This is a genomic window from Pseudomonas sp. GD03875 (assembly GCF_029840585.1).
In the GTDB taxonomy this organism is placed as follows: Bacteria; Pseudomonadota; Gammaproteobacteria; order Pseudomonadales; family Pseudomonadaceae; genus Aquipseudomonas; species Aquipseudomonas paralcaligenes.
Genome location: NZ_JAOCCV010000012.1, coordinates 72688 through 98633 on the forward strand (window position 1 = coordinate 72688; position 25946 = coordinate 98633).

22 protein-coding genes and 1 other RNA gene are annotated in these 25946 nt (G+C 69.1%); 9 read left to right on the plus strand and 14 right to left on the minus strand.

Translation table 11 applies throughout. From position 1 onward, the window contains the following. Positions 1-91: 91 nt before the first annotated feature. From gcvP to N5D30_RS13020, 13 genes are all read right to left on the minus strand, one after another. The gene (gene gcvP / locus N5D30_RS12960; protein ID WP_279909320.1) at positions 92-2965 is read right to left on the minus strand and encodes an aminomethyl-transferring glycine dehydrogenase; all 2874 of its coding nucleotides are present in this window, start codon (positions 2963-2965) and stop codon (positions 92-94) included. A 91-nt stretch (positions 2966-3056) separates the two neighbouring features. Beyond that, positions 3057-3446: a glycine cleavage system protein GcvH gene (gene gcvH, locus N5D30_RS12965; RefSeq protein WP_220811356.1), complete on the minus strand. Its 390-nt coding sequence runs from the start codon at positions 3444-3446 to the stop codon at positions 3057-3059. Between the two features lie 87 nt (positions 3447-3533). After that, positions 3534-4616 carry a glycine cleavage system aminomethyltransferase GcvT gene (gene gcvT, locus N5D30_RS12970; protein WP_279909321.1) on the minus strand — a complete coding sequence of 361 codons (1083 nt, stop codon included), beginning with the start codon at positions 4614-4616 and terminating at the stop codon, positions 3534-3536. 146 nt (positions 4617-4762) lie between these two features. Further along, positions 4763-6382, minus strand: coding sequence for an iron ABC transporter permease (locus N5D30_RS12975; RefSeq protein WP_279909322.1), 1620 nt, complete (start codon positions 6380-6382; stop codon positions 4763-4765). 124 nt (positions 6383-6506) lie between these two features. Further along, complete coding sequence (locus N5D30_RS12980; RefSeq protein ID WP_279909323.1) at positions 6507-7502, minus strand: extracellular solute-binding protein; 996 nt, start codon at positions 7500-7502, stop codon at positions 6507-6509. 267 nt (positions 7503-7769) lie between these two features. Then, positions 7770-10202 (minus strand): TonB-dependent siderophore receptor, encoded by a 2433-nt coding sequence (locus N5D30_RS12985; RefSeq protein ID WP_279909324.1) that lies wholly within the window; start codon positions 10200-10202, stop codon positions 7770-7772. Positions 10203-10305: 103 nt separating this feature from the next. Continuing rightward, entirely contained in the window at positions 10306-11253 is a 948-nt protein-coding gene (locus N5D30_RS12990) for a FecR domain-containing protein (protein ID WP_279909325.1), read from the minus strand. Further along, positions 11254-11754 (minus strand): sigma-70 family RNA polymerase sigma factor, encoded by a 501-nt coding sequence (locus tag N5D30_RS12995; protein ID WP_279909326.1) that lies wholly within the window; start codon positions 11752-11754, stop codon positions 11254-11256. Positions 11755-11858: 104 nt separating this feature from the next. Next, positions 11859-13076: a 2-octaprenyl-3-methyl-6-methoxy-1,4-benzoquinol hydroxylase gene (locus N5D30_RS13000; RefSeq protein ID WP_279909327.1), complete on the minus strand. Its 1218-nt coding sequence runs from the start codon at positions 13074-13076 to the stop codon at positions 11859-11861. A gap of 9 nt (positions 13077-13085) precedes the next feature. Continuing rightward, on the minus strand, positions 13086-13568 hold the full coding sequence (locus N5D30_RS13005; RefSeq protein ID WP_220811347.1) for a DUF4442 domain-containing protein: 483 nt from the start codon (positions 13566-13568) through the stop codon (positions 13086-13088). Positions 13569-13577: 9 nt separating this feature from the next. Next, positions 13578-14762, minus strand: a complete 1185-nt coding sequence (gene ubiH / locus N5D30_RS13010; protein WP_279909328.1) for a 2-octaprenyl-6-methoxyphenyl hydroxylase — start codon at positions 14760-14762, stop codon at positions 13578-13580. Beyond that, positions 14762-16093: a Xaa-Pro aminopeptidase gene (gene pepP / locus N5D30_RS13015; protein ID WP_279909329.1), complete on the minus strand. Its 1332-nt coding sequence runs from the start codon at positions 16091-16093 to the stop codon at positions 14762-14764. Before pepP ends, ubiH begins: the two co-directional genes overlap by 1 nt. 9 nt (positions 16094-16102) lie before the next feature. Next, entirely contained in the window at positions 16103-16657 is a 555-nt protein-coding gene (locus tag N5D30_RS13020) for a YecA family protein (protein ID WP_220811344.1), read from the minus strand. A 157-nt stretch (positions 16658-16814) separates the two neighbouring features. Here N5D30_RS13020 and N5D30_RS13025 point away from each other — a divergent pair, with 157 nt between their 5' ends. From N5D30_RS13025 to N5D30_RS13040, 4 genes are all read left to right on the plus strand, one after another. Beyond that, positions 16815-17024, plus strand: a complete 210-nt coding sequence (locus tag N5D30_RS13025) for a TIGR02449 family protein (RefSeq protein WP_220811343.1) — start codon at positions 16815-16817, stop codon at positions 17022-17024. Then, positions 17021-17335 carry a cell division protein ZapA gene (locus tag N5D30_RS13030; RefSeq protein ID WP_220811342.1) on the plus strand — a complete coding sequence of 105 codons (315 nt, stop codon included), beginning with the start codon at positions 17021-17023 and terminating at the stop codon, positions 17333-17335. The genes N5D30_RS13025 and N5D30_RS13030 overlap by 4 nt, the downstream gene beginning before the upstream one ends. Before the next feature lie 35 nt (positions 17336-17370). Next, positions 17371-17549: non-coding RNA, 6S RNA (gene ssrS, locus N5D30_RS13035), on the plus strand. Between the two features lie 8 nt (positions 17550-17557). Further along, positions 17558-18157 carry a 5-formyltetrahydrofolate cyclo-ligase gene (locus N5D30_RS13040; RefSeq protein WP_279909330.1) on the plus strand — a complete coding sequence of 200 codons (600 nt, stop codon included), beginning with the start codon at positions 17558-17560 and terminating at the stop codon, positions 18155-18157. A 46-nt stretch (positions 18158-18203) separates the two neighbouring features. Here the strand turns inward: N5D30_RS13040 and N5D30_RS13045 are convergent, their stop codons facing one another. Then, positions 18204-18332 (minus strand): hypothetical protein, encoded by a 129-nt coding sequence (locus N5D30_RS13045; protein WP_262880323.1) that lies wholly within the window; start codon positions 18330-18332, stop codon positions 18204-18206. 203 nt (positions 18333-18535) lie between these two features. Between N5D30_RS13045 and N5D30_RS13050 the strand changes: the two genes are divergently transcribed. The 5 genes from N5D30_RS13050 to N5D30_RS13070 all read left to right on the plus strand — a co-directional run bounded on the left by N5D30_RS13050 (position 18536) and on the right by N5D30_RS13070 (position 25880). Next, positions 18536-18985, plus strand: a complete 450-nt coding sequence (locus N5D30_RS13050) for an EVE domain-containing protein (protein ID WP_279909331.1) — start codon at positions 18536-18538, stop codon at positions 18983-18985. A gap of 50 nt (positions 18986-19035) precedes the next feature. Continuing rightward, positions 19036-20898 (plus strand): diguanylate cyclase, encoded by a 1863-nt coding sequence (locus N5D30_RS13055; RefSeq protein WP_279909332.1) that lies wholly within the window; start codon positions 19036-19038, stop codon positions 20896-20898. An 88-nt stretch (positions 20899-20986) separates the two neighbouring features. Next, positions 20987-22054: an HlyD family efflux transporter periplasmic adaptor subunit gene (locus N5D30_RS13060; RefSeq protein WP_279909333.1), complete on the plus strand. Its 1068-nt coding sequence runs from the start codon at positions 20987-20989 to the stop codon at positions 22052-22054. Next, a complete protein-coding gene (gene rbbA / locus N5D30_RS13065) occupies positions 22051-24756 on the plus strand; it encodes a ribosome-associated ATPase/putative transporter RbbA (protein ID WP_279909335.1) in 2706 nt (901 codons plus the stop codon). The genes N5D30_RS13060 and rbbA overlap by 4 nt, the downstream gene beginning before the upstream one ends. Beyond that, positions 24756-25880, plus strand: a complete 1125-nt coding sequence (locus N5D30_RS13070; RefSeq protein ID WP_220811336.1) for an ABC transporter permease — start codon at positions 24756-24758, stop codon at positions 25878-25880. Before rbbA ends, N5D30_RS13070 begins: the two co-directional genes overlap by 1 nt. Positions 25881-25946 lie beyond the last annotated feature (66 nt).

The window sequence follows — 25946 nt, forward strand, 5'->3', positions numbered from 1 at the left end:
CCTGCACTCTTCACGGAATGCAGGGGCGTCGTCGTAGGGCGGGTGCAACCCGCGATCCGGCGTTGGCGCGGGTTTCACCCGCCCTACGGCATCACTCGCGGTAGTCGTCCATCGGTACGCAGGCGCAGAACAGGTTGCGGTCACCGTAGACGTTGTCCACCCGGTTCACCGCCGGCCAGTATTTGTGCGCCAGGGTGTGGGCGGACGGGGTCACCGCCTCGGCGATGCTATACGGCCGCTCCCACACGCCGGTGACGTCGGCCAGGGTGTGCGGCGCGTTCTTCAGCGGGTTGTTGTCCTCCGGCCACTCGCCGCTGCCGACCTTGGCGATCTCGGCGCGGATGCTCAGCATCGCCTCGATGAAGCGATCCAGCTCCTCCTTCGACTCGCTCTCGGTCGGCTCGATCATCAGCGTGCCCGGCACCGGGAAGCTCATGGTCGGAGCGTGGAAGCCGTAGTCCATCAGCCGCTTGGCCACGTCTTCCTCGGTGATGCCGGTTTCCGCCTTGAGCGGGCGCAGGTCGAGGATGCATTCGTGGGCCACGCGCTCGTTGCGGCCGCTGTAGAGCACCGGGAAGGCGCCCTTGAGCTGGCTGGCCAGGTAGTTGGCGTTGAGGATCGCCACCTCGGTAGCACTGGCCAGCTGCGGGCCCATCATGGCGATGTACATCCAGCTGATCGGCAGGATGCTGGCGCTGCCCCAGGGCGCGGCGCTGACCGCGGTGTTCTGCGGGTTCGGCCCCTGCAGCTCGACCACCGGGTGGTTGGCGACGAAGGGCGCCAGGTGCGCGCGCACGCCGATCGGCCCCATGCCCGGGCCGCCACCGCCGTGGGGGATGCAGAAGGTCTTGTGCAGGTTCATGTGCGACACGTCCGCGCCGATGTCGGCCGGGCGCGCCAGGCCCACCTGGGCGTTGAGGTTGGCGCCGTCCATGTAGACCTGGCCGCCGAAGCCGTGGACGACCTCGCAGATCTCGCGGATGCCTTCCTCGTACACGCCGTGGGTGGACGGGTAGGTGATCATCAGGCAGGACAGCTTGTCGCCCGCCTCGCCGGCCTTGGCCTTGAGGTCGTCCAGGTCGACGTTGCCGGCGGCGTCGCACTCCACCACCACCACGCGCATGGCGAGCATCTGCGCCGAGGCCGGGTTGGTGCCGTGGGCCGAGGCCGGGATCAGGCAGATGTCGCGGTGCCCCTCACCGCGGCTCTCGTGGTACTTGCGGATCGCCAGCAGGCCCGCGTACTCGCCTTGGGCGCCGGAGTTGGGCTGCATGCAGATGGCGTCGAAGCCGGTGATGGCGCGCAGCCAGGCCTCCAGCTCGTCGATCATCAGCTGGTAGCCGGTGGCCTGCTCGCGCGGCACGAAGGGGTGCAGCGCGCCGAATTCCGGCCAGGTCACCGGGATCATCTCGCTGGTGGCGTTCAGCTTCATGGTGCAGGAACCGAGCGGGATCATGGCCTGGTTCAGGGCCAGGTCCTTGCTCTCCAGGCGCTTGAGGTAGCGCAGCATGTCGGTTTCGCTGTGGTGGCTGTTGAACACCGGATGGCTCAGGTAGCCGGAGGTGCGTTGCAGCGCGGCCGGGATGCCTTCCGGCAGGTAGCCCGCATCCAGTTCGGCGACGGACAGGCCGTGGTCGGCACCGAGGAAGATGCTCAGCAACTGCTCGACGGTCTGCTCCGAGCAGGTCTCGTCCAGGCTGACGCCCAGCTTGCCGCGACCGAGAATGCGCAGGTTGATGCGCGCGGCCTTGGCCGACTCGATGATCGCGGTCTGCATGCCGCCGACATCCAGGGTCAGGGTGTCGAAGAAGAACAGGTTGTCGCGCTGCAGGCCCTTCTGCTCCAGGCCGGCGGCCAGCACGGCGGTCAGCCGGTGCACGCGCTGGGCGATGCGCTTGAGGCCCTCGGGGCCGTGGTAGACGGCGTAGCAGCTGGCCATGTTGGCCAGCAGCACCTGCGAGGTGCAGATGTTGGAGTTGGCCTTCTCGCGGCGGATGTGCTGCTCGCGGGTCTGCAGGGCCATGCGCAGCGCGGTGTTGCCGCGGGCGTCCTTGGACACGCCGATGATCCGCCCGGGCATGGCGCGCTTGAAGGCGTCGCGGGTGGCGAAGAAGGCCGCGTGCGGGCCGCCGTAGCCCATCGGCACGCCGAAGCGCTGGGCCGAGCCGAACACCACGTCGGCGCCGAACTCGCCGGGCGGGGTCAGCAGCAGCAGGCTGAGCAGGTCGGCGGCCACGCAGGCCAGGGCGTTCTGCGCGTGCAGCTGGTCGATCAGCGGGCGGATGTCGCGGATTTCGCCGTGGGTGTCCGGGTACTGCAGCAGGGCGCCGAACACTTCCAGGCCCGCCAGCTCGTCCAGCGCACCGACCCTGACCTCGAAGCCGAAGCCTTCGGCGCGGGTCTGCACCACCGAGATGGTCTGCGGGTGGCAGTTCTCGTCGACGAAGAACAGGTTGCTCTTGCTCTTCGCCACACGCTTGGCCAGGGCCATGGCCTCGCCGGCGGCGGTGGCCTCGTCGAGCAGGGAGGCGCTGGCCAGGTCCAGGCCGGTCAGGTCGATGGTCAGCTGCTGGAAGTTGAGCAGCGACTCCAGGCGACCCTGGGCGATCTCCGGCTGGTAGGGGGTGTAGGCGGTGTACCAGCCCGGGTTCTCCAGCAGGTTGCGCAGGATCACCGTGGGGGTGATGGTGCCGTGGTAGCCTATGCCGATCAGGCTGGTCCACAGCTGGTTCTGCTCGGCGTAGCCCTTGAGCTTGGCCAGGGCGCCCTGCTCGTCCAGCGCCGCCGGCAGGTCCAGCGGACGGTTGAGGCGGATGGCCGGCGGCACGGTCTGCACGATCAGCTCGTCGCGGCTGCCCAGCCCGAGGGCGTCGAGCATGGCCTGCTCCTCGCGGGCGTCGGGGCCGAGGTGGCGGCGGAGGAAGGCGTCGGGCTGTTGCAGCTGGTCGAGACGGGGCGTGGACATGGCGGAAGCTCTCGAAAAATGACAGAGCCCCGACGGATCGAGGCTCGGCAACGGGAATCGGTGCGGACCGCGCCGGGCGCGGTCATCGGCCTCAGGCGTCGGCGGAGCACACGGCCTGGTAGCCGGCCGCGTCGAGCAGGCCTTCCAGTTCGGCCGCGTCGCTCGGCTGGAGCTTGAAGAACCAGGCCTCGTAGGGCTCGCCGTTGACCTGCTCGGGCGCGTCGGCCAGCGACTCGTTGACCGCCAGCACTTCGCCGGAGATCGGCGCGTAGATGTCGGAGGCGGCCTTCACCGACTCGACCACCCCGGCTTCCTGGCCGGCGCTCAGTTGCTTGCCGACTTCCGGCAGCTCGACGTAGACGACGTCGCCCAGGGCTTCCTGGGCGTGGTCGGTGATGCCCACGGTGACCGAACCGTCGGCCTCCAGGCGAATCCACTCGTGGCTGGCGACGTAACGCAGATCGGCGGGGATGTTGCTCATTGTCGTTATCCTCGGAATCGGTGGGCGGAACGTCCGCCCGGAAAATTTAGCAGTTGGCGCGGAGGCTGCCGCCCCGCGCCACTGGAATCAGATCACGGCCTTGCCATTGCGCACGAAGTTCGGTTGCACAACCCGTACCGGGTACCACTTGCCGCGGATTTCCACCTCGGCGCGGTCGCCGGTGGCGGCCGGCACGCGGGCCAGGGCGATGGACTTGTTGAGGGTCGGCGAGAAGCTGCCGCTGGTGATCTCGCCCTCGCCCACGCCGTCCACCCGCACTACCTGGTGGGCGCGCAGCACGCCGCGCTCCTCCAGCACCAGGCCGACCAGCTTGGGCTGGTCGCCGGCGGCGCGCTGGCTCTCCAGGGCGCTGCGGCCGACGAAGCGGCGCTCGGCCGGCTCCCAGGCGATGGTCCAGGCCATGTTGGCGGCCAGCGGCGAGGTGTCCTCGTCCATGTCCTGGCCGTACAGGTTCATGCCGGCCTCCAGGCGCAGGGTGTCGCGGGCGCCCAGGCCGATCGGGGCGATGCCGGCGCCGACCAGTTCGCTGAGGAAGCCCGGGGCCTCGGCCGCCGGCAGCATGATCTCCAGGCCGTCCTCACCGGTGTAGCCGGTGCGGGCGATGAACCAGTCGCCTTCGGGCAGGCCCTGGAACGGCTTGAGTTCGTGGATGATCGCGGCGCGCGCTGCGCTGACCAGTTCGGCGGTCTTGGCCCGGGCGCTGGGGCCCTGGATGGCGAGCATGGCCAGTTCCGGGCGCTCGGTCAGGGTCACCTCGAAGCCGGCGGTGCGGGCCTGCATCCAGGCCATGTCCTTGTCGCGGGTGGCGGCGTTGACCACCATGCGGTAGCCCCAGTCGGTGAGGTAGACGATCAGGTCGTCGACCACCCCGCCACGCTCGTTGAGCATGCCGCTGTAGAGGGCCTTGCCCGGCGTCTTCAGACGCTCCACGTCGTTGGCCAGCAGGTGTTGCAGCCAGGCCTTGGCCTGCGACCCGGTGATGTCGACGACCGTCATGTGGGAGACATCGAACACGCCGCAGTCGCGCCGGACCTGGTGGTGTTCCTCGACCTGGGAGCCGTAGTGCAGCGGCATGTCCCAGCCACCGAAGTCGACCATCTTGGCGCCCAGCGCCAGATGCTGTTCATACAGGGGTGTACGCTGTCCCATGGATAACTCCTTGATGCGGGCCCTGCCCTGGTGGGCACGGGCTCATGGACGGCTGCTTCAGCAGGCGCGCATTGTAGCCCCGACGCGGCCCCCGGTCACCTCGATAGCCGACCGGACGGTCGCTGCGTGACCGGATTCGCCGAACGCTAGTGCCCCGGCTGCCGCGCCGAGCGACGGATCAGGCCGATCACCGGCAGCAGGCCGACCAGCACCAGGGTCAGGGCCGGCAGCGCGGCGCGGGCCCATTCGCCCTCGCTGGTCATCTCGAAGATGCGCACGGAAAGCGTGTCCCAGCCGAAGGGACGCATCAGCAGGGTCGCCGGCATCTCCTTGAGCACGTCGACGAACACCAGCAGCGCGGCGGACAGCGCCCCCGGCACCAGCAGCGGCAGGTAGACGCGGAAGAACAATGCCGGTCCGCCGACGCCCAGGCTGCGGGCGGCCTGGGGCAGCGACGGGCGGATGCGCGCCAGGCTGCTCTCCAGCGGGCCGTAGGCCACCGCCATGAAGCGGATCAGGTAGGCCAGCAGCAGCGCCGCGAGGCTGCCCAGCAGCAGCGGCTTGCCGGCGCCGCCGAACCAGGCGGACAGCGGGATCACCAGTTCCCGGTCGAGGAAGCTGAAGGCGAGCATGATGGCGACCGCCAGCACCGAGCCGGGCAGCGCGTAGCCGAGGTTGGCCAGGCTGATCGCGCCGCGCACCGGCCGGGTCGGCGCCTGGCGCCTGGCGAACGCCAGCAGCAGGGCCACCGCCACGGTGATCAGCGCCGCCAGGCCGCCGAGCGACAGGGTGTGCAGGATCAGCCCGGCGTAGCGCTCGTCCAGGTCGAAGCGGCCGCGCTGCCAGAACCAGGCCAGCAGCTGCAGCAGCGGCACCACGAAGGCGCAGGCGAACACCAGGCCGCACCAGGCGCTGGCGGCGACGGCCTTCCAGCCGCGCAGCACGTACAGGGCCTGGCCGCGCGGCCGTTCGCTGGCCGGCCGGCTGATGCCCCGGGCGCGGCGCTCGCCGTACAACACCAGCATCACCGCCAGCAGCAGCAGGCTGGCCAGCTGGGTGGCGCCGGACAGGCTGTAGAAGCCGTACCAGGTCTTGTAGATGGCGGTGGTGAAGGTATCGAAGTTGAACACCGCCACCGCGCCGAAGTCGGCCAGGGTCTCCATGATCGCCAGGGCCAGGCCCGCGCCGATCGCCGGCCAGGCCATCGGCAGGGCCACCCGCCAGAACGCCTGCCAGGGCGACTGGCCGAGCACCCGGGCGGCCTCCATCAGCCCCCGCCCCTGGGCGAGGAAGGCGCTGCGCGCGAGCAGGTAGACGTAGGGGTAGAAGACCAGCACCAGCACCGCGATCACGCCGCCGGTCGAGCGCACCCGGGGGAAGCGGATACCCGTGCCGAACCACTCGCGCAGCAGGCTCTGCACCGGCCCCGAGAAGTCGAACAGGCCGATGAAGACGAAGCCCAGCACGTAGGCCGGGATGGCGAAGGGCAGCATCAGCGCCCAGTCCAGCCAGCGCCGGCCGGGGAACTCACAGAGGCTGGTGAGCCAGGCCAGGCTGACGCCGAGCACGGTCACACCGACACCGACGCCCAGCACCAGGATCAGCGTGTTGCCCAGCAGGCGCGGCATCTGGGTGTCCCACAGGTGGCGCCAGATCTCGCCGTCGACCTCGTGCCAGGACAGCACCAGCACCGACAGCGGCAGCAGCACCAGGGAAGCGATGGCGAAGGCGATGGGGTACCAGCGGCGTTGGGCGGGATGGGCCACGCGGACTCCTAGGCGGTGGATGCGAAACGCCCCGGCGGGCCGGGGCGTCGAGTATAACGGGCGAAGGGGCGATGGCCCGGCGACCGGAGGTCGCTGGCGGATCATCGCCTCGCCGCGAGGCGGATCAGTTCCAGCCGACCCGGTCCATCAGCTTGATCGCTTCGGCCTGGCGCTTGCCGGCCACTTCCACCGGGATGGAGTCGGCCTTGAACTCGCCCCAGGCGGCCACCTCGGCGGACGGCTTGACCGCCGGATTGGCCGGGAACTCCTGGTTGATCTCGGCGAACAGGCCCTGGGCCTCCGGCGTGGTCATCCACTCGACCAGCTTCTTCGCCGCCTCGGGGTGCGGCGCGTGCTTGGTCAGGCCGATGCCGGACAGGTTGACGTGCACGCCACGGTCTTCCTGGTTCGGCCAGAACAGCTTGGCGCGCAGCTGCGGGTTGGCCTTGTGCAGGCGGCCGTAGTAGTAGGTGTTGACGATACCGACATCGCACTGGCCCGCATCCACCGCCTGGACCACCGAGTTGTCGTCGGCGAACACGTCGGTGGCCAGGTTGCCGACCCAGCCGCGGACGATCTGCTCGGCCTTCTCGGCGCCGTGGGTCTCGATCAGGGTGCCGGTGAGCGACTGGTTGTAGACCTTCTCGCTGGTGCGCAGGCAGAGGCGGCCTTCCCACTCCGGGCCCGCCAGCGCCTCGTAGGTGGTCAGCTCGCCCGGCTTCACCCGCTCGGGGGAATAGACGATGGTGCGCGCGCGCAGCGACAGGCCGGTCCAGGCGTGGTTGCTGGAGCGATACTGGGCGGGGATGTTGGCGTCGATCACCGACGAGGTGAAGGGCTGCAGGATGCCCATCTGCTCGGCCTGCCACAGGTTGCCGGCGTCCACCGTGATCAGCAGGTCGGCCACGCCGTTCTCGCCCTCGGCTTTGATGCGCTGCATCAGCGGCGCTTCCTTGTCGGTGATGAACTTGACCTTGACCCCGGTCTTGGCGGTGTAGGCGTCGAACACCGGCTTGATCAGCTCGTCGATCCGCGAGGAGTAGACCACTACTTCGTCGGCGGCCTGGGCGGTGGTGGCGGCAAGCAGCAGCGCCGCGAGAAGAGGTTTGCCTGTGCGCATCATGCAGTCCCTGTAAGGTCCGGAAAGGCGCAAATGATAGTAAACCTCAGTTGCGAATGAGCATGGTGTGTATGTCGAAGTGTTTCGGGGTGCGCAGCGTGCGCCCCGATGCTCCGTGCATGCGTCCGGATCGGGCCACCACCCTATTGCGGGGCCCGCCCCTGCAAGGCCTGCCGCGCCCCACTCAGCCGGACCGGGACGTGCCGGCACAAGAAGTGGGCCGGCCCGTTGCGGCAGGTTTTCAGATGCCTTGAAAAGCGTTGCGCCTCAGTAGGCGTAGCGCAGCGTCGTCATGACGTTGCGGGGCGCACCATACAGACCTGCCGCCGTGGTGGTGTAGTACTCCTTGTCGAACAGGTTGTTGACGTTCAGCGTCGCCGACAGCGCCGGCGTGATCTGGTACCTGGCCATCAGGCTGGCCAGGGTGTAGCTGCTCTGGGTGGTGGCGTAGTAGAGGTCGTAGCCGGCCTCGCTCTGCCAGTTCAGCCCGCCACCGACGGTGAACTTGTCCAGCGCGCCGGGCAGGCGGTAGGTGGTGAACAGCTTAACGCTGTTGCGCGGTATCTCGGTGACGATGCGCCGGTCGTCATCGTTGAAGCTGACGCTGTAGGAGTAGCCGCCGGTGAACTGCCAGCCGTCGCCGAGCTCGCCGGTGACTTCCAGCTCCACCCCTTCGCTGGTGGTGCCGCTCTCGGCCCTGTAGGCCTGGAAGCCGTTGGGTTGCAGCCTTTTGCCGTCGGCCACCGCTAGGTTGTCCTGCTCGACCCGGAACAGCGCCAGGCTGGTGTTCAGGCGCCCGTCGTAGAAGCCGGCCTTCAGGCCCACTTCATAGCCGGTGCCCTCCAGCGGGTCGAGCGGCGAGCCGTTGACGTCGCGCACACTGGCCGACTGCGGGTTGAATATCTGGGTGTAGCTGGCGTAGGCGGTCCAGATGTCACTCAGGTCGTAGGTGAAGCCGGCATAGGGGATGACGATCCCGCTCTCGGTGCGTTCGGTCTTGCTGCGGGTGCCGGCGTAGAGCCGGCTCTTGCTCTCGCAGTTCCAGTCCACCACGCGGGCACCGAGAATCAGGCTGGCGGCATCGGTCAGGCGCCAGCGCGAGGTGAAGTAGCCGGCATACTGGCTCTCGGTCACGTCGTTCTCGCCGATCTTGTCGAAGTGCGGTTTGGGCGTCTTGCCATCCCAGTCGTAGATGTTCGGGATATCGCCCTCGTAGCCCGAGCTTGCCCGCTTCCAGCCGCCGAAGTTCGAGGTGCCGCGCTCCTCGACGCGCGACAGGGTGACGCCGCCGATCAGTTCGTGCTCGCGACCGAACAGCGGGAACGAGCCGGTCAGGTAGGCATCGAGGTTGTCCTGCTCGGGAGTTGCCTGCCAGCGGGTCGGCATGATGTAGGCACCGCCGCCGGTAGCGGGATCGATTTCACCGTCCATGTAGCTGACCACGGTGTCGTAGTCATTGCGCGCGTGGCTGTACTCCAGCTTGCCACTCCAGCCATTGGCGAAATGCTGTTCGACGGAGGTGAACAGCGTGCTCTGCTGGCGATCGTAGTAGCTCCAGTCGGGCGAGGTATTGAAGGAGCGCTTGATATCGGTCATGCCACCGTCGGTGGTGAACAGCGGAAAACCGGTGCGCATCGGCGCGTTGCTGTGGGTGATCTGGTGACTGAAGCCCAGGGTCAGCAGGGTCGCGTCCGTCAGGTCCAGTTCGGTGATGCCATAGAGGGTCGTCAGCTCCTGGCTGAAGCGGTCGATCCAGGCATGCTCGTCCTTGTGCTCGGCGACGAAGCGGGCACGCGCGGTACCGCTGTCGTTCAGCGCGCCGCCGACGTCCACGCCCAGTCCGTAGCGATCCCAGCTGCCCGCTTCGGCGCTGAGGATGACCTGTGGCTCGTTGCCGGGCCGCTTGCGGATCAGGTTGATGGTCGCCGAGGGGTTGCCCAGGCCGCTGATCAGCCCGGTGGCGCCACGCACCACTTCCACCCGGTCGTACATCGCGGTGTTCTGGGTGTAGTTGTCCATGCTTGCCGACGTGGGTACGCCGTCGATCTCGAAGTTTCTGATCGGGAAGCCGCGCGACAGGTAGGTGGTGCTGTCCGCCCCCAGACTCTCGCGAATCACCGTGATGCCGGTGGTGGCGTCGAGGGCATCGGTGAGGCTGTCGAGCCTCTGGTCTTCCATGCGTTGCCGGGTCAGGACGGTGACCGACTGCGGCGTCTCCCTGGGCGACAGGTTCAGGCGTGTGGAACTGCTGGAAGACTCCGTGGTGTAGGAGCCGGAGCCCTCGGTGGTCGAACCCGGCGCCTTGCCGGAGATGCTCAGGGCCGACAGCTCCAGCGCCGCTTCCCCGGCCACGGGGGCCGGCACCAGTACATACCCGCCGTTGCCCTGGCGCTGCGCCAGCAGGCCGCTGCCCGCGAGCAGCCGGCTCAGCCCCTCGTCCACCGAATAGGCGCCCTGCAAGCCTGGCGAGCTGCGACCCTGGGTCTGTTCGGCGGCGAACGACAGGGTCACGCCGGCGGCGGTGGCGAACTGGCTCAGGGCCGTGCCCAGCGGGCCGGCGGCAATGTTGTAGGTAGCCGCTTCGGTCTGGGCGGCGACCTGGCCTGGCAACAGCGCGAACGGTGCGGTGGTCAGGCCGAACAGCGCCAGGTGGAGGGCATGGGCCAGCGGCCTGGCCGCTCGCGGAGAAAGACGGGTCATGCAATTTTCCTTCGGTTGGCATGGCAGAGGTGCGGCAGCGTTCACCGCTTCATTGCTTGGCCGGATGAGAATGAAAATCGGCAACCCGGTGACTGAATTATTTTCAGGCCGGCTCGACCCGCACCCAGTAACGCGTCAGGTACCGCACACGAATCGGTAGCGAGGCCCCGAGGTTTTCCAGGATCAGATCGGTGTCATCGAGGCGGAAGGCGCCGGACAGGCGCAGGTCGGCGACCGTCTCGGCGCAGCGCACATAGCCGGGCCGGTAGCGTTCCAGCTCGGCCAGGAAATCCGCCAGGCGCCATTCGATGACCGTCAACATGCCCTCGGTCCAGGCGCCGCTGCCGGCGACCAGTTCCCGGGGCGAACCGAGGCGCTGGCTGCCGAAGTCGGCCTGCTGGCCGGCCTCCACACGCAATACCGAGGACGGCTGCTGCACAGGCCGCAGCTCGACGGCATGCTGCATCACCCGGACCTCGCTGCGCCCCGCTTCGCTGCGCACGCTGAAGCGCGTACCGAGGGCGCGCACGCTGCCTTCCTCCGTATGAACCACGAAGGGACGGCCCGCCGGGTCGACGGCGGTCTCGATGAATATCTCGCCCCGGCGCAGGTACACCCGGCGCAGGGTGTCGTCGTAGGCGACATCCACCGCGCTGTCGGTATTCAGGTCGAGTCGACTGCCATCCTCCAGGCGCAGGCGACGACGCTGGCCCTTGGCGGTGCGGTGCTGGGCCAGCCAGGCCGAGGTCGGCGCCAGCTCGCCGGCCGTCCAGCCGGTGGCGCCCACCGCCAGCAGAACGCCCAGGGTCTTGAGCACGGCCCGGCGCCGTGCGCGCACCCCGGCGAGGGTCGGCAAGGCCACCTCCTGCGGCAGAGCACCCAGTTGCCGCTGGAGCTTTTCCACCCGCGCCCAGGCCTGGGCATTGGCCGCGCTCTCGCCCAGCCAGTCGCGCCAGGCCTGGCGCTCGGCCTCACTGGGCGGCGCGGCGTTGAGCTGCACGTACCAGGTGGCGGCGGCTTCAAGGGTCTTGCGATCCAGGCTGGCGGCCATTCAATCGTCCACCAGCAACAGGCACTGGGTCATGGCGCGGATCATGTGCTTCTTCACCGTGGTCACCGACACGCCGAGACGCTCACCCGTGGCCACGTAGCTCAGCCCTTCGAGCTGCACGGCGAGGAAGATGCGCCGGGTGCGCTCGCCCAGGCCGTCGAGCATGGCATCGACGGCGGTCAGGGTTTCCAGGATCAGCAGGCGGGTTTCCGGGGCAATGTCCAGCGGCTCGGGGCGCAGCGCCAGCGCGTCCAGGTAGGCCTGCTCGATGGCCTGGCGGCGGAACTTGTCGATCATCAGCGCGCGGGCGATGGCGCTGAGGTAGGTGCGTGGCTCGCGGATGGTCTCGACGTTGCGCGCGGCGAGCACCCGGACGAAGGTGTCCTGGGCCAGGTCGGCCGCATCGCTGGCATTGCCCAGGCGGGCACGCAACCAGCCCTTCAGCCAGCCGTTGTGCTCGCTGTAGAGCGCATGCAGGGAGCGAGAGTCGGAGCAGGACATGGCGATGAAGTTACAAATGATAATTCATCGCATTGTCCGGATGAGACCGGCTGCTGGCAAGCCACTCATGCCACCGGTTTCTGGCAAACCCTCGGGCCGGAGCGCTATACCCGCGCCAGCACCGGCAGGTCGCCGGCCAGGCCGAGGGCGCGACGGACGAACAGGGCCTTGGCGTCCGGCAGCTCGTCGACCCAGTTCAGGCCGCTGTTGCGCAGCCAGCGGATCGGCAGCGGATCGGCCTGGAACAGCCGCTCGAAGCCCTCCATCGCCGCCATCATCGCCAGGTTGTGCGGCATGCGCCGACGCTCGTAGCGGCTCAGCACGCGCACATCGTTCGGCTGTTCGCCGCGCTCCAGCGCGTGCAGCAGCACCTCGGCCAGCACCGCGGCGTCAAGGAAGCCGAGGTTGACGCCCTGGCCGGCCAGCGGGTGGATGCTGTGGGCGGCGTCGCCGATCAGCGCCAGGCCGCTTTCCACGTAGCGCTTGGCGTGGCGCTGGCGCAGCGGGATGCACAATCGGGGATCGGTCGCGACAACCGGCCCCAGGCTCCACTCGAAGGCCTTGCCCAGCTCGTGGCGGAAGGCCGCGTCGTCCAGCGCCATCAGGCGCTCGGCCTGCTCCGGCACGGTGGACCAGACGATCGAGCACCAGTGCGCGTCGCCTTGGCGGTCGAGCGGCAGGAACGCCAGCGGGCCGTCGTCGGTGAAGCGCTGCCAGGCGGTGGCCTGGTGCGGCCGCTCGCAGCGCACGCTGGCGACGATGGCGTGGTGCAGGTAATCCCACTCGCGGGTGGCGCAGCCGGCCAGGCGACGCACCGCCGAGTTGGCGCCGTCGGCGGCCACCAGCAGCGGCGCGCGCAGCTCGCGGCCGTCGGCCAGAGTCAGCAGCCAGCCATCGCCGGAACGGCGCAGTTGCTCCAGGCGCGCGCTGCCGAGCAGGCCGATGCGACTGTCGTGCAGGCGATCGAGCAGGGCGTCCTGCACCACCCGGTTCTCGACGATATGGCCAAGCACCTCGGCATGCACGCTGGCGGCGGAGAAGTGCACGCTGCCGGTGCCGGAACCGTCCCACACGCGCATGTCGCGGTAGGGCGAGGCGCGTCGGGCGGCGATGCCGTCCCACACACCCAGGCGTTCGAGGATGCGCTGGCTGGCCGCGGACAGCGCGCTGACCCGCGGCTCGAAGGCGCCTTCGGCCTCGAAGGGACGCACGCTGAGCGGCCCGCCATCGACCACCAGAATCTCCAGGCCGCTGTGCTCCAAGGCCAGGGCCAGTGCGCTGCCGACCATGCCGGCGCCAACGATGATCAGGTCCGCTTGCATGTCGCTTCCTTATGCCGCTTGCCGCGCACGCGGCTTCAGGCGCACGTACAGGGTCTTGTGCGCGGTAGCCACCAGGGTACCTTCGCCGTCGCGAATCTCCACGTGCAGCTCGGGCAGGTACTTGTCTCCGCCGGCGGTCTTGTCGCGGATTTCCGCCAGGAGGGCGTCGTCGATGCGGAAGTCGGCGAACACCGGGCCCTTGCCCGGGCTGACGAAGTCGATGCTGGCGGCCTTGTCCCAGACGATATAGTCGTCGCCCAGCAGGGGCATCAGCAGCAGCATGTAGAAGGGGTCGATCATGCTGTACAGCGAGCCGCCGAACTGGGTGCCGACGAAGTTGCGGTTGTACCAGCGCAAGGCCATCTTCACCCGCGCCTCGCGGCAGTCGGCGGAAATGCGCTGCACGCGGATGCCCGCGCCCAGGTAGGGCGGATACAGGTTCAGGCCAAGCCGCAGCAGGCGCGCGCGGCGCGCCAGTTTACGATCAGTCATCGGTCTTTCTCATAGGGTGCGGGTGCCCAGGCCCATGGCCTGGCGGGCGAACCAGCGCTTGGCCGGTGGTAGCAGATCAAGGCCGAGCAGGCCCAGGGTGCGTCCGGCCACCAGCAGCGACTCGCCACGGCCGAACAGGCGCGTGACGCGGTCGGAGAAGCCCACGGTCAGGGCCTGGTCCTGACGCTGGCGCTCCAGATAGCGCTGCAGCGTGGCGAACTCGCCGGCGCCGCCCTCGCCCTCCAGCAGCGTGTCGGCGAGCGCCTGGGCGTCGCGCAGGGAAAGGTTGAAGCCCTGCCCCGCCACCGGGTGCAGGCTGTGGGCGGCATTGCCGAGCACCACCAGGTGCGGGCGCACCTGCTCGGTGGCCTCGACCAGCGCCAGCGGGTAGACATGGCGGGCGCCGACCTGGCGCAGCGCGCCGAGGCGGTAGCCGAAGACCTGCTGCAGCTCGCTGAGGAACTCGCGCTCGGGCAGGCGCTGCAGGCGCTCGGCGTCCACCGGCGGGCGGGTCCACACCAGCGCGGAGCGGTGGTCCGGCAACGGCAGCAGGGCCAGCGGCCCCTGTTCGGTGAAGCGCTCGAAGGCCTGGCCGCCGTGGGCGTCCGCCGTGCTGACGTTGGCGATCAGCGCGCACTGGTCGTATGGGGTGTGGCGCACGGCGATGCCGAGCTGTTCGCGCAGGCCCGAGCGGCCGCCATCGGCCAGCACGGCGAGATCGCAGTCCAGGCTGGAGTCGTCGTCGAGGAACAGGCGGTAGCCGTCGTCCAGCGCCTCCATCCGGGTCACTTCCGCCGGGCAGCGCCACTCGACCACGCCGGGATCGAGGGCGCGCCACAGGCAGTGGCCCATCCAGGCGTTCTCCAGCACGTAGCCGAGGGCTGGCACGCCTTCGTCCTCGGCGGACAGGCGGGTGGCGCCGAAGCGGCCCTGGTCGGAGACCTGGATGCGGGTGATGGCCTCGGCCCGCTCGGCCAGCGCCGGCCACAGGCCGAGGCGCTCGAAGATCTGCCGGCTGCCGTAGGACAGGGCGCTGGAACGGGCGTCGTAGCTCGGCTGCCAGGCGTCGCCCGGGGCGAACGGCTCGACCAGCACGATGCGCCAGCCGCGCGCCCTGGCCCCGGCCTGCAGCGCCAGGGCCAGGCTGGCGCCGACCAGGCCGCCACCGACGATGACGAGCTGCGCGCGGGCCATCAGGCGGCCTGGTGCGCGGCGGCCATCAGCGCCTCGATCTCGGCGACCGTCTTGGGCACGCCGCCGGTGATCACTTCGCAGCCGGTCCGGGTCACCACCACGTCGTCCTCGATGCGCACGCCGATGCCGCGCCACTTCTTCGCCACCTTGTCGTTGTCGGTGGCGATGTAGATGCCCGGCTCCACGGTCATGCTCATGCCCGGTTCGAGCACGCGCCATTCGCCGCCGACCTTGTAGTCGCCGACGTCGTGTACGTCCATGCCCAGCCAGTGGCCGGCGCGGTGCATGTAGAAGGGCTTGTAGGCTTCGCTCGCGATCAGTTGCTCGACGTCGCCCTCGAGCAGGCCGAGTTCCACCAGGCCGGCGGTGATCACTCGCACCGTGACCTCGTGGGCCTCGTTCCAGTGCTTGCCGGGGGCGATGTACTTGAACGCCTCCTCGTTGGCCTTGAGCACCAGCTCGTAGATGGCCTTCTGCTCGGGCGAGAAGGTGCCGGAAACCGGGAAGGTGCGGGTGATGTCGCTGGCGTAGCAGTCGATCTCGCAACCGGCGTCGATCAGCACCAGGTCGCCGTCGCGCAGCGGCGCGTCGTTCTCGCGGTAGTGCAGGATGCAGGCGTTCTTGCCGGCGGCGACGATGGAGCCGTAGGCCGGCATCTTCGCCCCGCCCTTGCGGAATTCGTAGTCCAGCTCGGCTTCCAGGTGGTATTCGTGGAGGCCGGGGCGGCTCGCCTGCATGGCCCGCACGTGGGCGCGCGAGCTGATCTCGGCGGCGGCCTTCATCACCTTCACCTCGGCCGCGCTCTTGTACAGGCGCATGTCGTGCAGCAGGTGGTTGAGCGCGACGAACTCGTTGGGCGGCGTCGCGCCCAGGCGCGCCTTGGAGCGGATCACATTGACCCACTCCATCAGCCGGTGATCGAACTCCTGATTGGTGCCGATCGCGTAGTAGACCCGCTCGCGGCCCTCGATCAGGCCCGGCAGGATGTCGTCGATATCGCCGATGGGGAAGGCGTCGTCGGCGCCATACTGGGCCACGGCGCCATCCTGGCCGGCACGCAGGCCGTCCCACAGCTCGCGCTCGGGGTCGCGCTCGCGGCAGAACAGCACGTACTCGCCATGCTCGCGGCCGGGGATCAGGGCCATCACCGCTTCCGGCTCGGGGAAGCCGGTGAGGTACTGGAAATCGCTGTCCTGGCGGTAGACATGCTCGACGTCGCGGTTGCGGATGTACACCGGCGCCGCCGGCAGGATGGCGATGCTGTTGGGTTCCATCTGCTCCATCAGCGCCTTGCGCCGACGGGCGTATTCCGACCTGGGGATGCTGACCATGGCTCGACCTTAATGCAGGGAAGGTTTGGGCGCGGGCGCTTCGGCCTTGCCGCACTCGGTGAACAGCAGCAGGGGGGCAACGCGCAGGTATTCCATCACTTCCATATAGTCGCTCTCGCCGTCCTCGGATTCCTCCAACGCGCTCTGGATCTGGGCGATGGCGGAGAGGTCCTGGAGCACTTCCATGGCCTCGGCGCTCAGCGCGGCGTTGCCGAGGATCATGCCGAAGCCGTCGAGGAAGCCCTGGCACCACTGGCCCAGGGCCTTGGCGCGCTCGGCCAGCGGCTCGTCGTCGCCGGGCAGCAGCAGGACCAGGGTGATGTCGTTGCCGGCGAGTTCGCCCTTGACCATCTCCTGCAGGCCGACCAGGGCCTGGCGCACGTTGTCGGCCGGCTCGGCGCCGAGCAGCTCGCTGGCGTCCTGCAACCAGGCGTCGGCCTCGAAGCCGGCGCCGGCGCAGCTGCGGCCCAGCAGCAGGCCGTGCAGTTCGGCGGGGGAAACGGCTTTGCCGGAGTTCGCCAGCAGGGCGGCGAAGGCGGCGTAGGGGGAATTCGAAGTGGGCATGGCAACCAGGCGCTGAACCGCGCGATCTCTAGAATGAAGGTTTCGTATCGTAGGGCCTGCGCGCTGTGGTTTCCACCGCATCGTTGCCGCACGCCGCTTGCCGCCCCCTCCCTGCGATCCTTTATAGTGCCGGGATCACGGCCCAGGTATGGAGACGATGGAAAACCCCGAACTGCAAGCCCTCACGGGCAAGCTGGAGCTGCTGATCCAGCGTGTCGAGCAGCTGAAGACGCAGAATCGCTCCCTGCTCGCCGCGGAGAAGAGCTGGCGCGAAGAGCGCGCTCATCTGGTCGAAAAGAACGAATTGGCCCGGCAGAAGGTCGAAGCGATGATTTCGCGCCTGAAAGCTCTGGAGCAGGACTCATGACCCAGTCGAAAACCGTAACCGTGCATATCCTCGACAAGGAATACTGCATCGCCTGCCCGGCGGACGAACGCGCCAACCTGGAGAGCGCCGCGCGCTATCTCGACGGCAAGATGCGCGAGATCCGCTCCGGCGGCAAAGTCATCGGCGCCGACCGCATCGCGGTCATGGCCGCGCTGAACATCACCCACGACCTGCTGCACAAGCAGCAGCGTCTGGATCAGGAGGCCAGCGCCGCCCGCGAGCAGGTGCGCGACCTGCTCGGCCGCGTCGACTCCGCCCTCGCCGCCGATCCGGATGGCCACGCGCTCTGATCGCAGCGCGCCCGAATGGGGTATACTCGCCCCCGAGCTCCCTGGTGTGTTGGCCAGTCGGTGATGTCCCTGAGCCGATACGCACAACCACGGGGGTTGCCAGCGGGGCCGGTGTGCATGTCCGCCTGACGGAAAGCCTTAACGCCTCCTGCAATCTCCACCTTGAACTTTCGGGTTCAAGGGCTAACCCGACAGCGGCACGACCGGGGAGTCCCGAATTCCATGATCCTGGCTGGTGATCTTTCACGCGCGGCGCTACGCCGCCAGCTCCGCCAGGCTCGCCGCACCCTCCCCCCCCTGCAACAGCGACGCGCCGCTCGCGGCCTCTACCGTCAGCTGGCGCAGCATCCGCTGTTCCGCCGTGCCCGCCACATCGCCCTGTACCTGCCCAACGACGGCGAGATCGACCCGCGCCCGCTGCTGCGCGCGGCGCAGCGTCGCGGCAAGGCCACCTACCTGCCGGTACTCGGCCCCTGGCCACGCACCCGCATGCACTTCCAGCGGGTGAAGCCGGGCGAGGCGCTGGTGCGCAACCGCTTCCGCATCGAGGAGCCGGCCATCCGCCGGGCGCGCCAGCGCAAGGCCTGGGCGCTCGACCTGATCCTGCTGCCGCTGGTGGGCTTCGACGCGTACGGCGGACGACTGGGGATGGGCGGAGGCTTCTACGACCGCAGCCTGGCTTACCTGCAGAGGCGCAAAAAATGGCACAAACCGACGCTTCTGGGCGCAGCTCACGAATGTCAGCGGGTGGACAGGCTGGCCTTGGCCAGTTGGGATGTCAGGCTCGGTGCGGTGGTGACCGATCTGCGGTGGTACGGCTGAGGGGCGGTGAAGGCGCCGCGTTCCCTGCGGCGATGCGGGCTGTGGATCAGGGCTGTTGCTCGGTGGCCGGCGGGTTACCCTGACGGTCCCACAGACCCTGGGTGTAACCTGTGGTTACCATGCCCAGGCCGAACAGGATGACCAGTACCCACAACAGATCCGGTTTGCGTTTCATCGAGTTGCCTCCCCCTGTAGGCGTGTTGCTGCTCGTTACCGGCGGCGGTCGTTGTGTTGTTGGCCGCGACGAGGGCGCCTAGCCTGCACCTCGAAGCGAATCCGATCAAGGCGCGATCCACACATTCTTTTCGGCCGTCCGGCAGTCGACCACGGGCCCGGCGACGGCGCCCGCGAAAGGACCGGCACACAGGAGCAAAGTTCATGCCTTACTGGCTGATGAAATCGGAACCCGACGAGCTGTCCATCCACCACCTGCAGAAGCTCGGGCGCGCCCGCTGGGACGGCGTGCGCAACTACCAGGCGCGCAACTTCATGCGCAGCATGCAGACGGGCGAGCTGTTCTTCTTCTATCACTCCAGCTGCCCCGAGCCGGGCATCGCCGGGATCGCCCGCATCGCCGGGCCGGTCTACCCGGACCCCACCGCGCTGGACCCGGGCAGCCACTACCACGATCCCAAGGCCAGCGCCGAGAAGAATCCCTGGAGCGCGCTGGACGTGGAGTTCGTCGAAGCCTTCCCCCGGGTGCTGCCGCTGGCGCGCCTGCGCGACAACCCCGCCCTGGCCGAACTGGCCCTGGTGCAACGCGGCAGCCGCCTGTCGGTGATGCCGGTGAGCGACGCGCAGTGGCAGGCCATCCTCGCCATGCGTTGAGTGGCCATCGGCGCTGTGCTATCACCATGACATAGCCTGCGGAGCCGACCATGCGCGTACGTCCCATCTGGCCGGCGCGCCTGGCGCTGGTCCTCGTATTCCTGGCGCTGAACATGGCCAGCATCATGCTCTGGCGCCAACTGGAACAGGCCCAGCAGGCACGCGTGAACGAAAGGGTGGACTACGAGGCGCGCACCCTCGCGCGCCGCCTGGAAGCCACCCTGCATACCGAAGTGGAAAGCCTCGGTCGCATCGCCCGCCTGTGGAACAGCCTGGGACGCCTGCCACGGGAGAGCTGGGAACAGGAAGCGGAGCTGGCGCTGGCCGACTTCCCCGCCTACCAGTCCGTCCAGTGGACCGGCGCCGACCTGCGGATACGCTGGCTGCTGCCCCTGCTCGGCAACGAGGCGGCGGTTAATTTCCGCCTGACTCCCGACCATCCCAACTACCCGCTGGCGATGCAGGCCAGGCAGACCGGCGAGCAGCGCTTCTCCAACAGCTTCCCGCTGGTCCAGGGCGGCCTCGGCTTCATCCTCTACACCCCGCTGTACCTGCAGGACGCCTCAGGCAAGCGCGAGTTCGACGGCTTCCTGCAGGGCGTGTTCCGCGTCGAGCCGCTGATGGACGAGCTGCTGGCCCAGCTCGACCGGGGCAGCTTCAGCGTGCGGCTGCTGGAGAACCAGCGCAGCCTGTACAGCTACGAGCACCCCGACACCCAGTTGCAGATGGCCCGCGAGGTGGGCCTGCACCTGCTCAACAACGGCTCCTTCAGCCTGCAGCTGAGCCCCACCACGAGCCTGCTGCAGAGCCTGGACACGCCGCTGCCGGAGGTGGTCCTGGGCGCCGGCCTGGCCATCAGCCTGCTGCTGGTCGCCGCCCTGGCGCTGGCGCTGGAGAACATGCGCCGCGCCAGCGCCATGCAGATGGCCAACCGCCGCCTGCACGAGGAAGCCGCGCGACGCGAAGAGACCGAGCGCCGCCTGCGCGACAGCCGCGAGCGCCTGCAACTGGTGCTCGACCTGACCGACTCCAGCCACGATAGCCTGTTCATCTTCGATACCCGCAGCCGCGAGCTGCTGCACATGAACCGCGCCACCCACGCCGGCCTGGGCTACCCCGCCGAGCAGTTCGCCCAGCTCCTGCGCGACGAGCCCGAGCGCCTGCTGCCGGGCTTCCACGACTGGCTGGAGGAGGTGCGCGCGGCGCGCCAGGACAACCAGTCGCGCATCTTCCAGCGCGAGCTGTACCGCCAGGACGGCAGCCGCCAGCCGGCGGAGATCAACACCCAGCTGGTGCAACAGGGCGAGCGCGAATACCTGATCGCCGTGTCCCGCGACAACAGCGAGCGGCTGGAGCTGGAGGCCCGCCTGCAACGCCTGTCGCACCTGGACGGCCTGACCGGCCTGTACAACCGGCGCTTCTTCGACCAGCAGCTGCAGGGCGAATGGCGCCGCCTGCGCCGGATCGACGCGCCGCTGGCGCTGCTGATGCTGGATATCGACCACTTCAAGGCGTTCAACGACAGCCTCGGCCACCTGGCCGGCGACGATGCCCTGCGCCAGGTCGGCGAAGTGCTGCAGAACAGCCTGCAGCGCGAGGGCGACGTCGCCTGCCGCTACGGCGGCGAGGAATTCGCCATCATCCTCGCCAACACCGGCCTGGAGGGCGGCGAGCATGTGGCCGCACGGGTCCATGCGCTGATCGCCGCGCTGGCCATCGCCCATCCGGCGAGCCCCGAGGGGCGGCTGACCCTGAGCATCGGCCTGGCCGTGGCCGAGCCGATAACCGAGGAACACCCGGGCGCGCTGGTGGCGCGCAGCGACCAGGCGCTGTACCGTGCCAAGCACGACGGGCGCAACCGTATCTGCGTCTGGAACGCCACTTTCGCCACCCACGGCAGGCCATCCGCTTGACCTGAGTCACGCTGCCGCAACCACGACCGGCAGAGAATGGAAGCCTGCTAACCATCCCCTCGACGGGGCTCGCAGAAGGGAAGCCGAGATGAACAAAACGCAACGTCCCCTGCCCTACCTGATCGCCGCCGGCCTGGCCCTGCTGGTCGCCGCGGCCTGGTGGCAACTTCGCCCGCAAGGGCTGGGCGAGGGCTTCGCCAGCGGCAACGGGCGGATCGAGGCCACTGAGGTGGATGTCGCCACCAAGCTGGCCGGGCGCATCGCCGCCATCGAGGTCGACGAAGGCGACTTCGTCCAGCCCGGGCAGGTCCTCGCGCAGATGGACACCCAGGTGCTGGAGGCCCAGCTGGCCCAGGCCAGGGCGCAACTGAAGCAGGCCGAGAACGGCCGCATCACCGCCACCAGCCAGATCAGCCTGCGCGAGAGCGAGAAGCTCACCGCCGAGGCCGTGGTGCGCCAGCGCCAGGCCGAGCTGGACGCGGCGCGCAAGCGCCACGCCCGCAGCGCCACCCTGGTCAAGCGCAACGCCATGGCCCAGCAGCAGCTGGACGATGACCTGGCCCGCCTGCAGAGCGCCGAGGCGGCGCTGGCCGCGGCCCGCGCCCAGGTCAGCTCCGCCGCCGCCGGCATCGCCGCCGCCCAGTCCCAGGCGATCGAGGCGGAATCCGCCGTTGACGCCGCCCGCGCCAGCGTCGACCGCCTGCAGGCGGACCTCGACGACAGCCGGCTCAAGGCGCCGCGCGCCGGCCGCGTGCAGTACCGCGTCGCCCAGCCCGGCGAAGTGCTCGGCGCCGGCGGCAAGGTGCTCAACCTGGTCGACCTCACCGACGTCTACATGACCTTCTTCCTGCCCGAGCGCCAGGCCGGCCTGGTGGCGCTCGACAGCGAGGTGCGCCTGGTGATCGACGCCGCGCCGCAATACGTGATCCCGGCCAAGGTCAGCTACGTCGCCAGCGTCGCCCAGTTCACGCCGAAGACGGTGGAGACGGCCAGCGAGCGCGAGAAACTGATGTTCCGGGTCAAGGCGCGCATCGACCCCGGGCTGCTGCAGAAGCACCTGCAGCAGGTGAAGACCGGAGTGCCGGGCATGGCCTACCTGCGTCTCGACCCTGAGGCCGAATGGCCCGAGCACCTGACGATCAAGGTCCCGCAATGAACGAGGTGGTCGCCCGGCTCGCCGGCGTCGGCCTCGACTACGGCCAGACCAAGGCGCTCGAACGTATCGACCTGGAGCTGCCGGCGCGGCGCATGGTCGGGCTGATCGGCCCGGACGGGGTCGGCAAGTCCAGCCTGCTGGCGCTGGTCGCCGGCGCCCGGCAGATCCAGCACGGCACGGTCGAGGTACTCGGCGGCAACATGGCCAGCCGTCGCCACCGCCGCGAGGTCTGCCCGCACATCGCCTACATGCCCCAGGGCCTGGGCAGGAACCTCTATCCGACCCTGTCGGTGTTCGAGAACCTCGACTTCTTCGGCCGCCTGTTCGGCCAGGGCGCCGCCGAGCGCGAGCGGCGCATCGACGACCTGCTGCGCAGCACCGGCATGGCGGCGTTCCGCGAGCGGCCGGCGGGCAAGCTGTCCGGCGGCATGAAGCAGAAGCTCGGCCTGTGCTGCGCGCTGATCCACGACCCCGACCTGCTGATCCTCGACGAGCCCACCACCGGCGTCGACCCGCTGTCGCGCAACCAGTTCTGGGACCTGATCGGCCGCATCCGCAGCCAGCGCCCGCAGATGAGCGTGCTGGTGGCCACCGCCTACATGGAGGAAGCGGAGCGCTTCGACCACCTGGTGGCGATGGACGCCGGCCGCGTGCTGGCCACCGGCAGCCCGGCCGAGCTGCGCCAGCGCACCGGCTGCGACAGCCTGGAGCAGGCCTTCATCGCCCTGCTGCCGGAGGAGCGCCGGCGCGGCCACCGCGAGGTGGTGATCCCGCCGCTGCACGACAGCAGCGAGATCGCCATCGAGGCCCGCGACCTGACCATGCGCTTCGGCGACTTCGTGGCGGTGGACCGGGTATCGTTCCGCATCCGCCGCGGCGAGATCTTCGGCTTCCTCGGCTCCAACGGCTGCGGCAAGAGCACCACCATGAAGATGCTCACCGGCCTGCTGCCGGCCAGCGAGGGCGAGGCCCTGCTGTTCGGCCAGGCGGTGGACCCGAAGGACATGGCCACGCGCAAGCGGGTCGGCTACATGTCCCAGGCGTTTTCCCTGTACGGCGAGCTGACGGTGCGACAGAACCTGGTGCTGCACGCCCAGCTGTTCCACGTGCCGGCCGCCGCCATCGAGCCGCGGGTGGCGCAGATGGCCGCGCGCTTCGACCTCGGCGCAGTCATGGACATGCTCCCCGAGCGCCTACCGCTGGGCATCCGCCAGCGCCTGTCGCTGGCCGTGGCGGTGATCCACCAGCCGGAAATCCTGATCCTCGACGAACCCACCTCGGGGGTCGACCCGGTGGCGCGCGACGGTTTCTGGCAACTGATGCTCGACCTGTCGCGCAACGACGGGGTGACCATCTTCATCTCCACCCACTTCATGAACGAGGCGCAGCGCTGCGACCGCATCTCGCTGATGCACGCCGGCAAGGTGCTGGACAGCGACACGCCCCAGGGGCTGATGGACAAGCGCGGGCTGGACAGCCTGGAAGCCACCTTCATCGCCTACCTGCAGGAAGCGGTCGGCGAGCAGCCGGTCAGCGAGGCGCCGCCGCTGGAACAGGCGCCGCCGCCGCAACGCCAGCGCTTCAGCCCGCGCCGGCTGCTCAGCTATGCCCGGCGCGAGTCGCTGGAGCTGCGCCGCGACCCGATCCGCGGTGGCATGGCCCTGCTCGGCACGGTGCTGCTGCTGTTCATCATCGGCTACGGCATCAGCCTGGACGTGGAGGACCTGACCTTCGCCGTGCTCGACCGCGACCGCACCACCACCAGCCAGGAGTACCACCTGAACCTGTCCGGCTCGCGCTACTTCCTGGAGAAGCCGCCGCTCACCGACTACACCGACCTGGAGCGACGCCTGCGCAACGGCGACATCAGCCTGGCGGTGGAGATACCGCCGCACTTCGGCCGCGACCTCAAGCGCGGCGCCAGCCCGCAGATCGGCATGTGGATCGACGGCGCCATGCCGACCCGCGCCGAGACCATCAAGGGCTACGTCACCGGCCTGCACCAGCACTACCTGGCCGAACTGGCGCGGCGCTCGCCACAGCCCCAGGCGGCCGGCGCCGCCGAACTGGAAGTGCGCTACCGCTACAACCCGGACGTGGAGAGCCTCAAGGCCATGGTGCCAGCGGTGATCCCGCTGCTGCTGATGCTGATTCCCGCGATGCTCACCGCCCTCGGCGTGGTGCGCGAGAAGGAGCTGGGCTCGATCACCAACCTCTACGTCACCCCGGTGACGCGGCTGGAATTCCTCCTCGGCAAGCAGCTGCCCTACATCGCCCTGGGCCTGTTCAACTGCGCTTTGCTGGTATTGCTGGCGATCACCGTGTTCGACGTGCCGCTCAAGGGCAGCTGGCTGACCCTCGGCCTCGGCGCCCTGCTCTACGTCGCCTGCGCCACGGGCCTGGGCCTGCTCATGTCGACCTTCACCAAGAGCCAGATCGCCGCCGTGTTCGGCACCGCCATCGCCACCCTGCTGCCGGCCGTGCAGTTCTCCGGGCTGATCTACCCGGTGGCCTCGCTGGAAGGCTTCGGCGCGCTGATCGGCCAGGTCTACCCGACCTCGCAGTTCCTGGTGATCAGCCGCGGCATCTTCTCCAAGGCCCTCGAACTGCAGGACCTGGCCGGCTACTTCCTCGCCCTGGCGCTGACCGTGCCGCTGCTGACCCTGCTCAGCGCCAGCCTGCTGCGCAAACAGGAGGTGTGATGGAACGCCTGGCCAACATCCTCCACCTCGGCGTCAAGGAACTGCGCAGCCTGCAGCACGACCTGGCGCTGGTGGTGCTGATCCTCTGGGCCTTCAGCCTGGGCGTGTATTCCTCCGCCACCAGCATGCCGGAGAGCCTGCACAACGCCGCCATCGCGGTGGTCGACGAGGACCAGTCGCAGCTCTCCGAGCGCCTGGTCCAGGCCTTCCAGGCGCCCTACTTCCGGCCGCCGGAACGCATCGACCTGAGCCAGATGGACCGCGGCATGGACTCCGGCCGCTACACCTTCACCCTCAACATCCCGCCGGACTTCCAGCGCGACGTGCTGGCCGGGCGCAGCCCGGCGATCCAGCTCAACGTCGACGCCACCCAGGTGAGCATGGCCTTCACCGGCGCCGGCTACATCCAGAGCATCGGCGCCAGCGAGGTGGCCGAGTTCGTCCGCCGCTACCGGGGCGAGCTGCAGCAGCCGGCGGAGCTGGCGGTGCGGGTCGCCTTCAACCCCAATCTGACGCGCGCCTGGTTCGGCTCGGTGATGGAGGTGATCAACCAGATCACCATGCTGTCGATCATCCTCACCGGCGCGGCGCTGATCCGCGAGCGCGAGCACGGCACGGTGGAGCACCTGCTGGTGATGCCGGTGACACCGCTGGAGATCATGCTGGCCAAGGTCTGGTCGATGGGCCTGGTGGTGCTGGTGGCGGCGGCGCTGTCGCTGCTGCTGGTGGTGCAGGGCTGGCTGCAGGTGCCGATCGAGGGCTCGCTGGCGCTGTTCCTGGCGGGCGCGGCGCTGCACCTGTTCGCCACCACCTCGATGGGCATCTTCTTCGGCACCGTGGCGCGCTCGATGCCGCAGCTGGGCCTGCTGATCATCCTGGTGCTGCTGCCGCTGCAGATCCTCTCCGGCGGCACCACGCCGCGCGAGAGCATGCCGGAGCTGGTGCAGCAGATCATGCTGGCGGCGCCGACCACCCACTTCGTCGCCCTGGCCCAGGCCATCCTCTACCGCGGCGCGGGGCTGTCCATCGTCTGGCCGCAGCTGCTGGCCATCGCCGGCATCGGCGCGCTGTTCTTCACCGCGGCCCTGCTGCGCTTCCGCAAGACCCTGGCGCAGATGGCGTAGGGCGGGTGAAACCCGCCAGCGCGTCCCTGGCAGATGCGGGGCGCTGCTCGGCGACCGGGCGCGGGT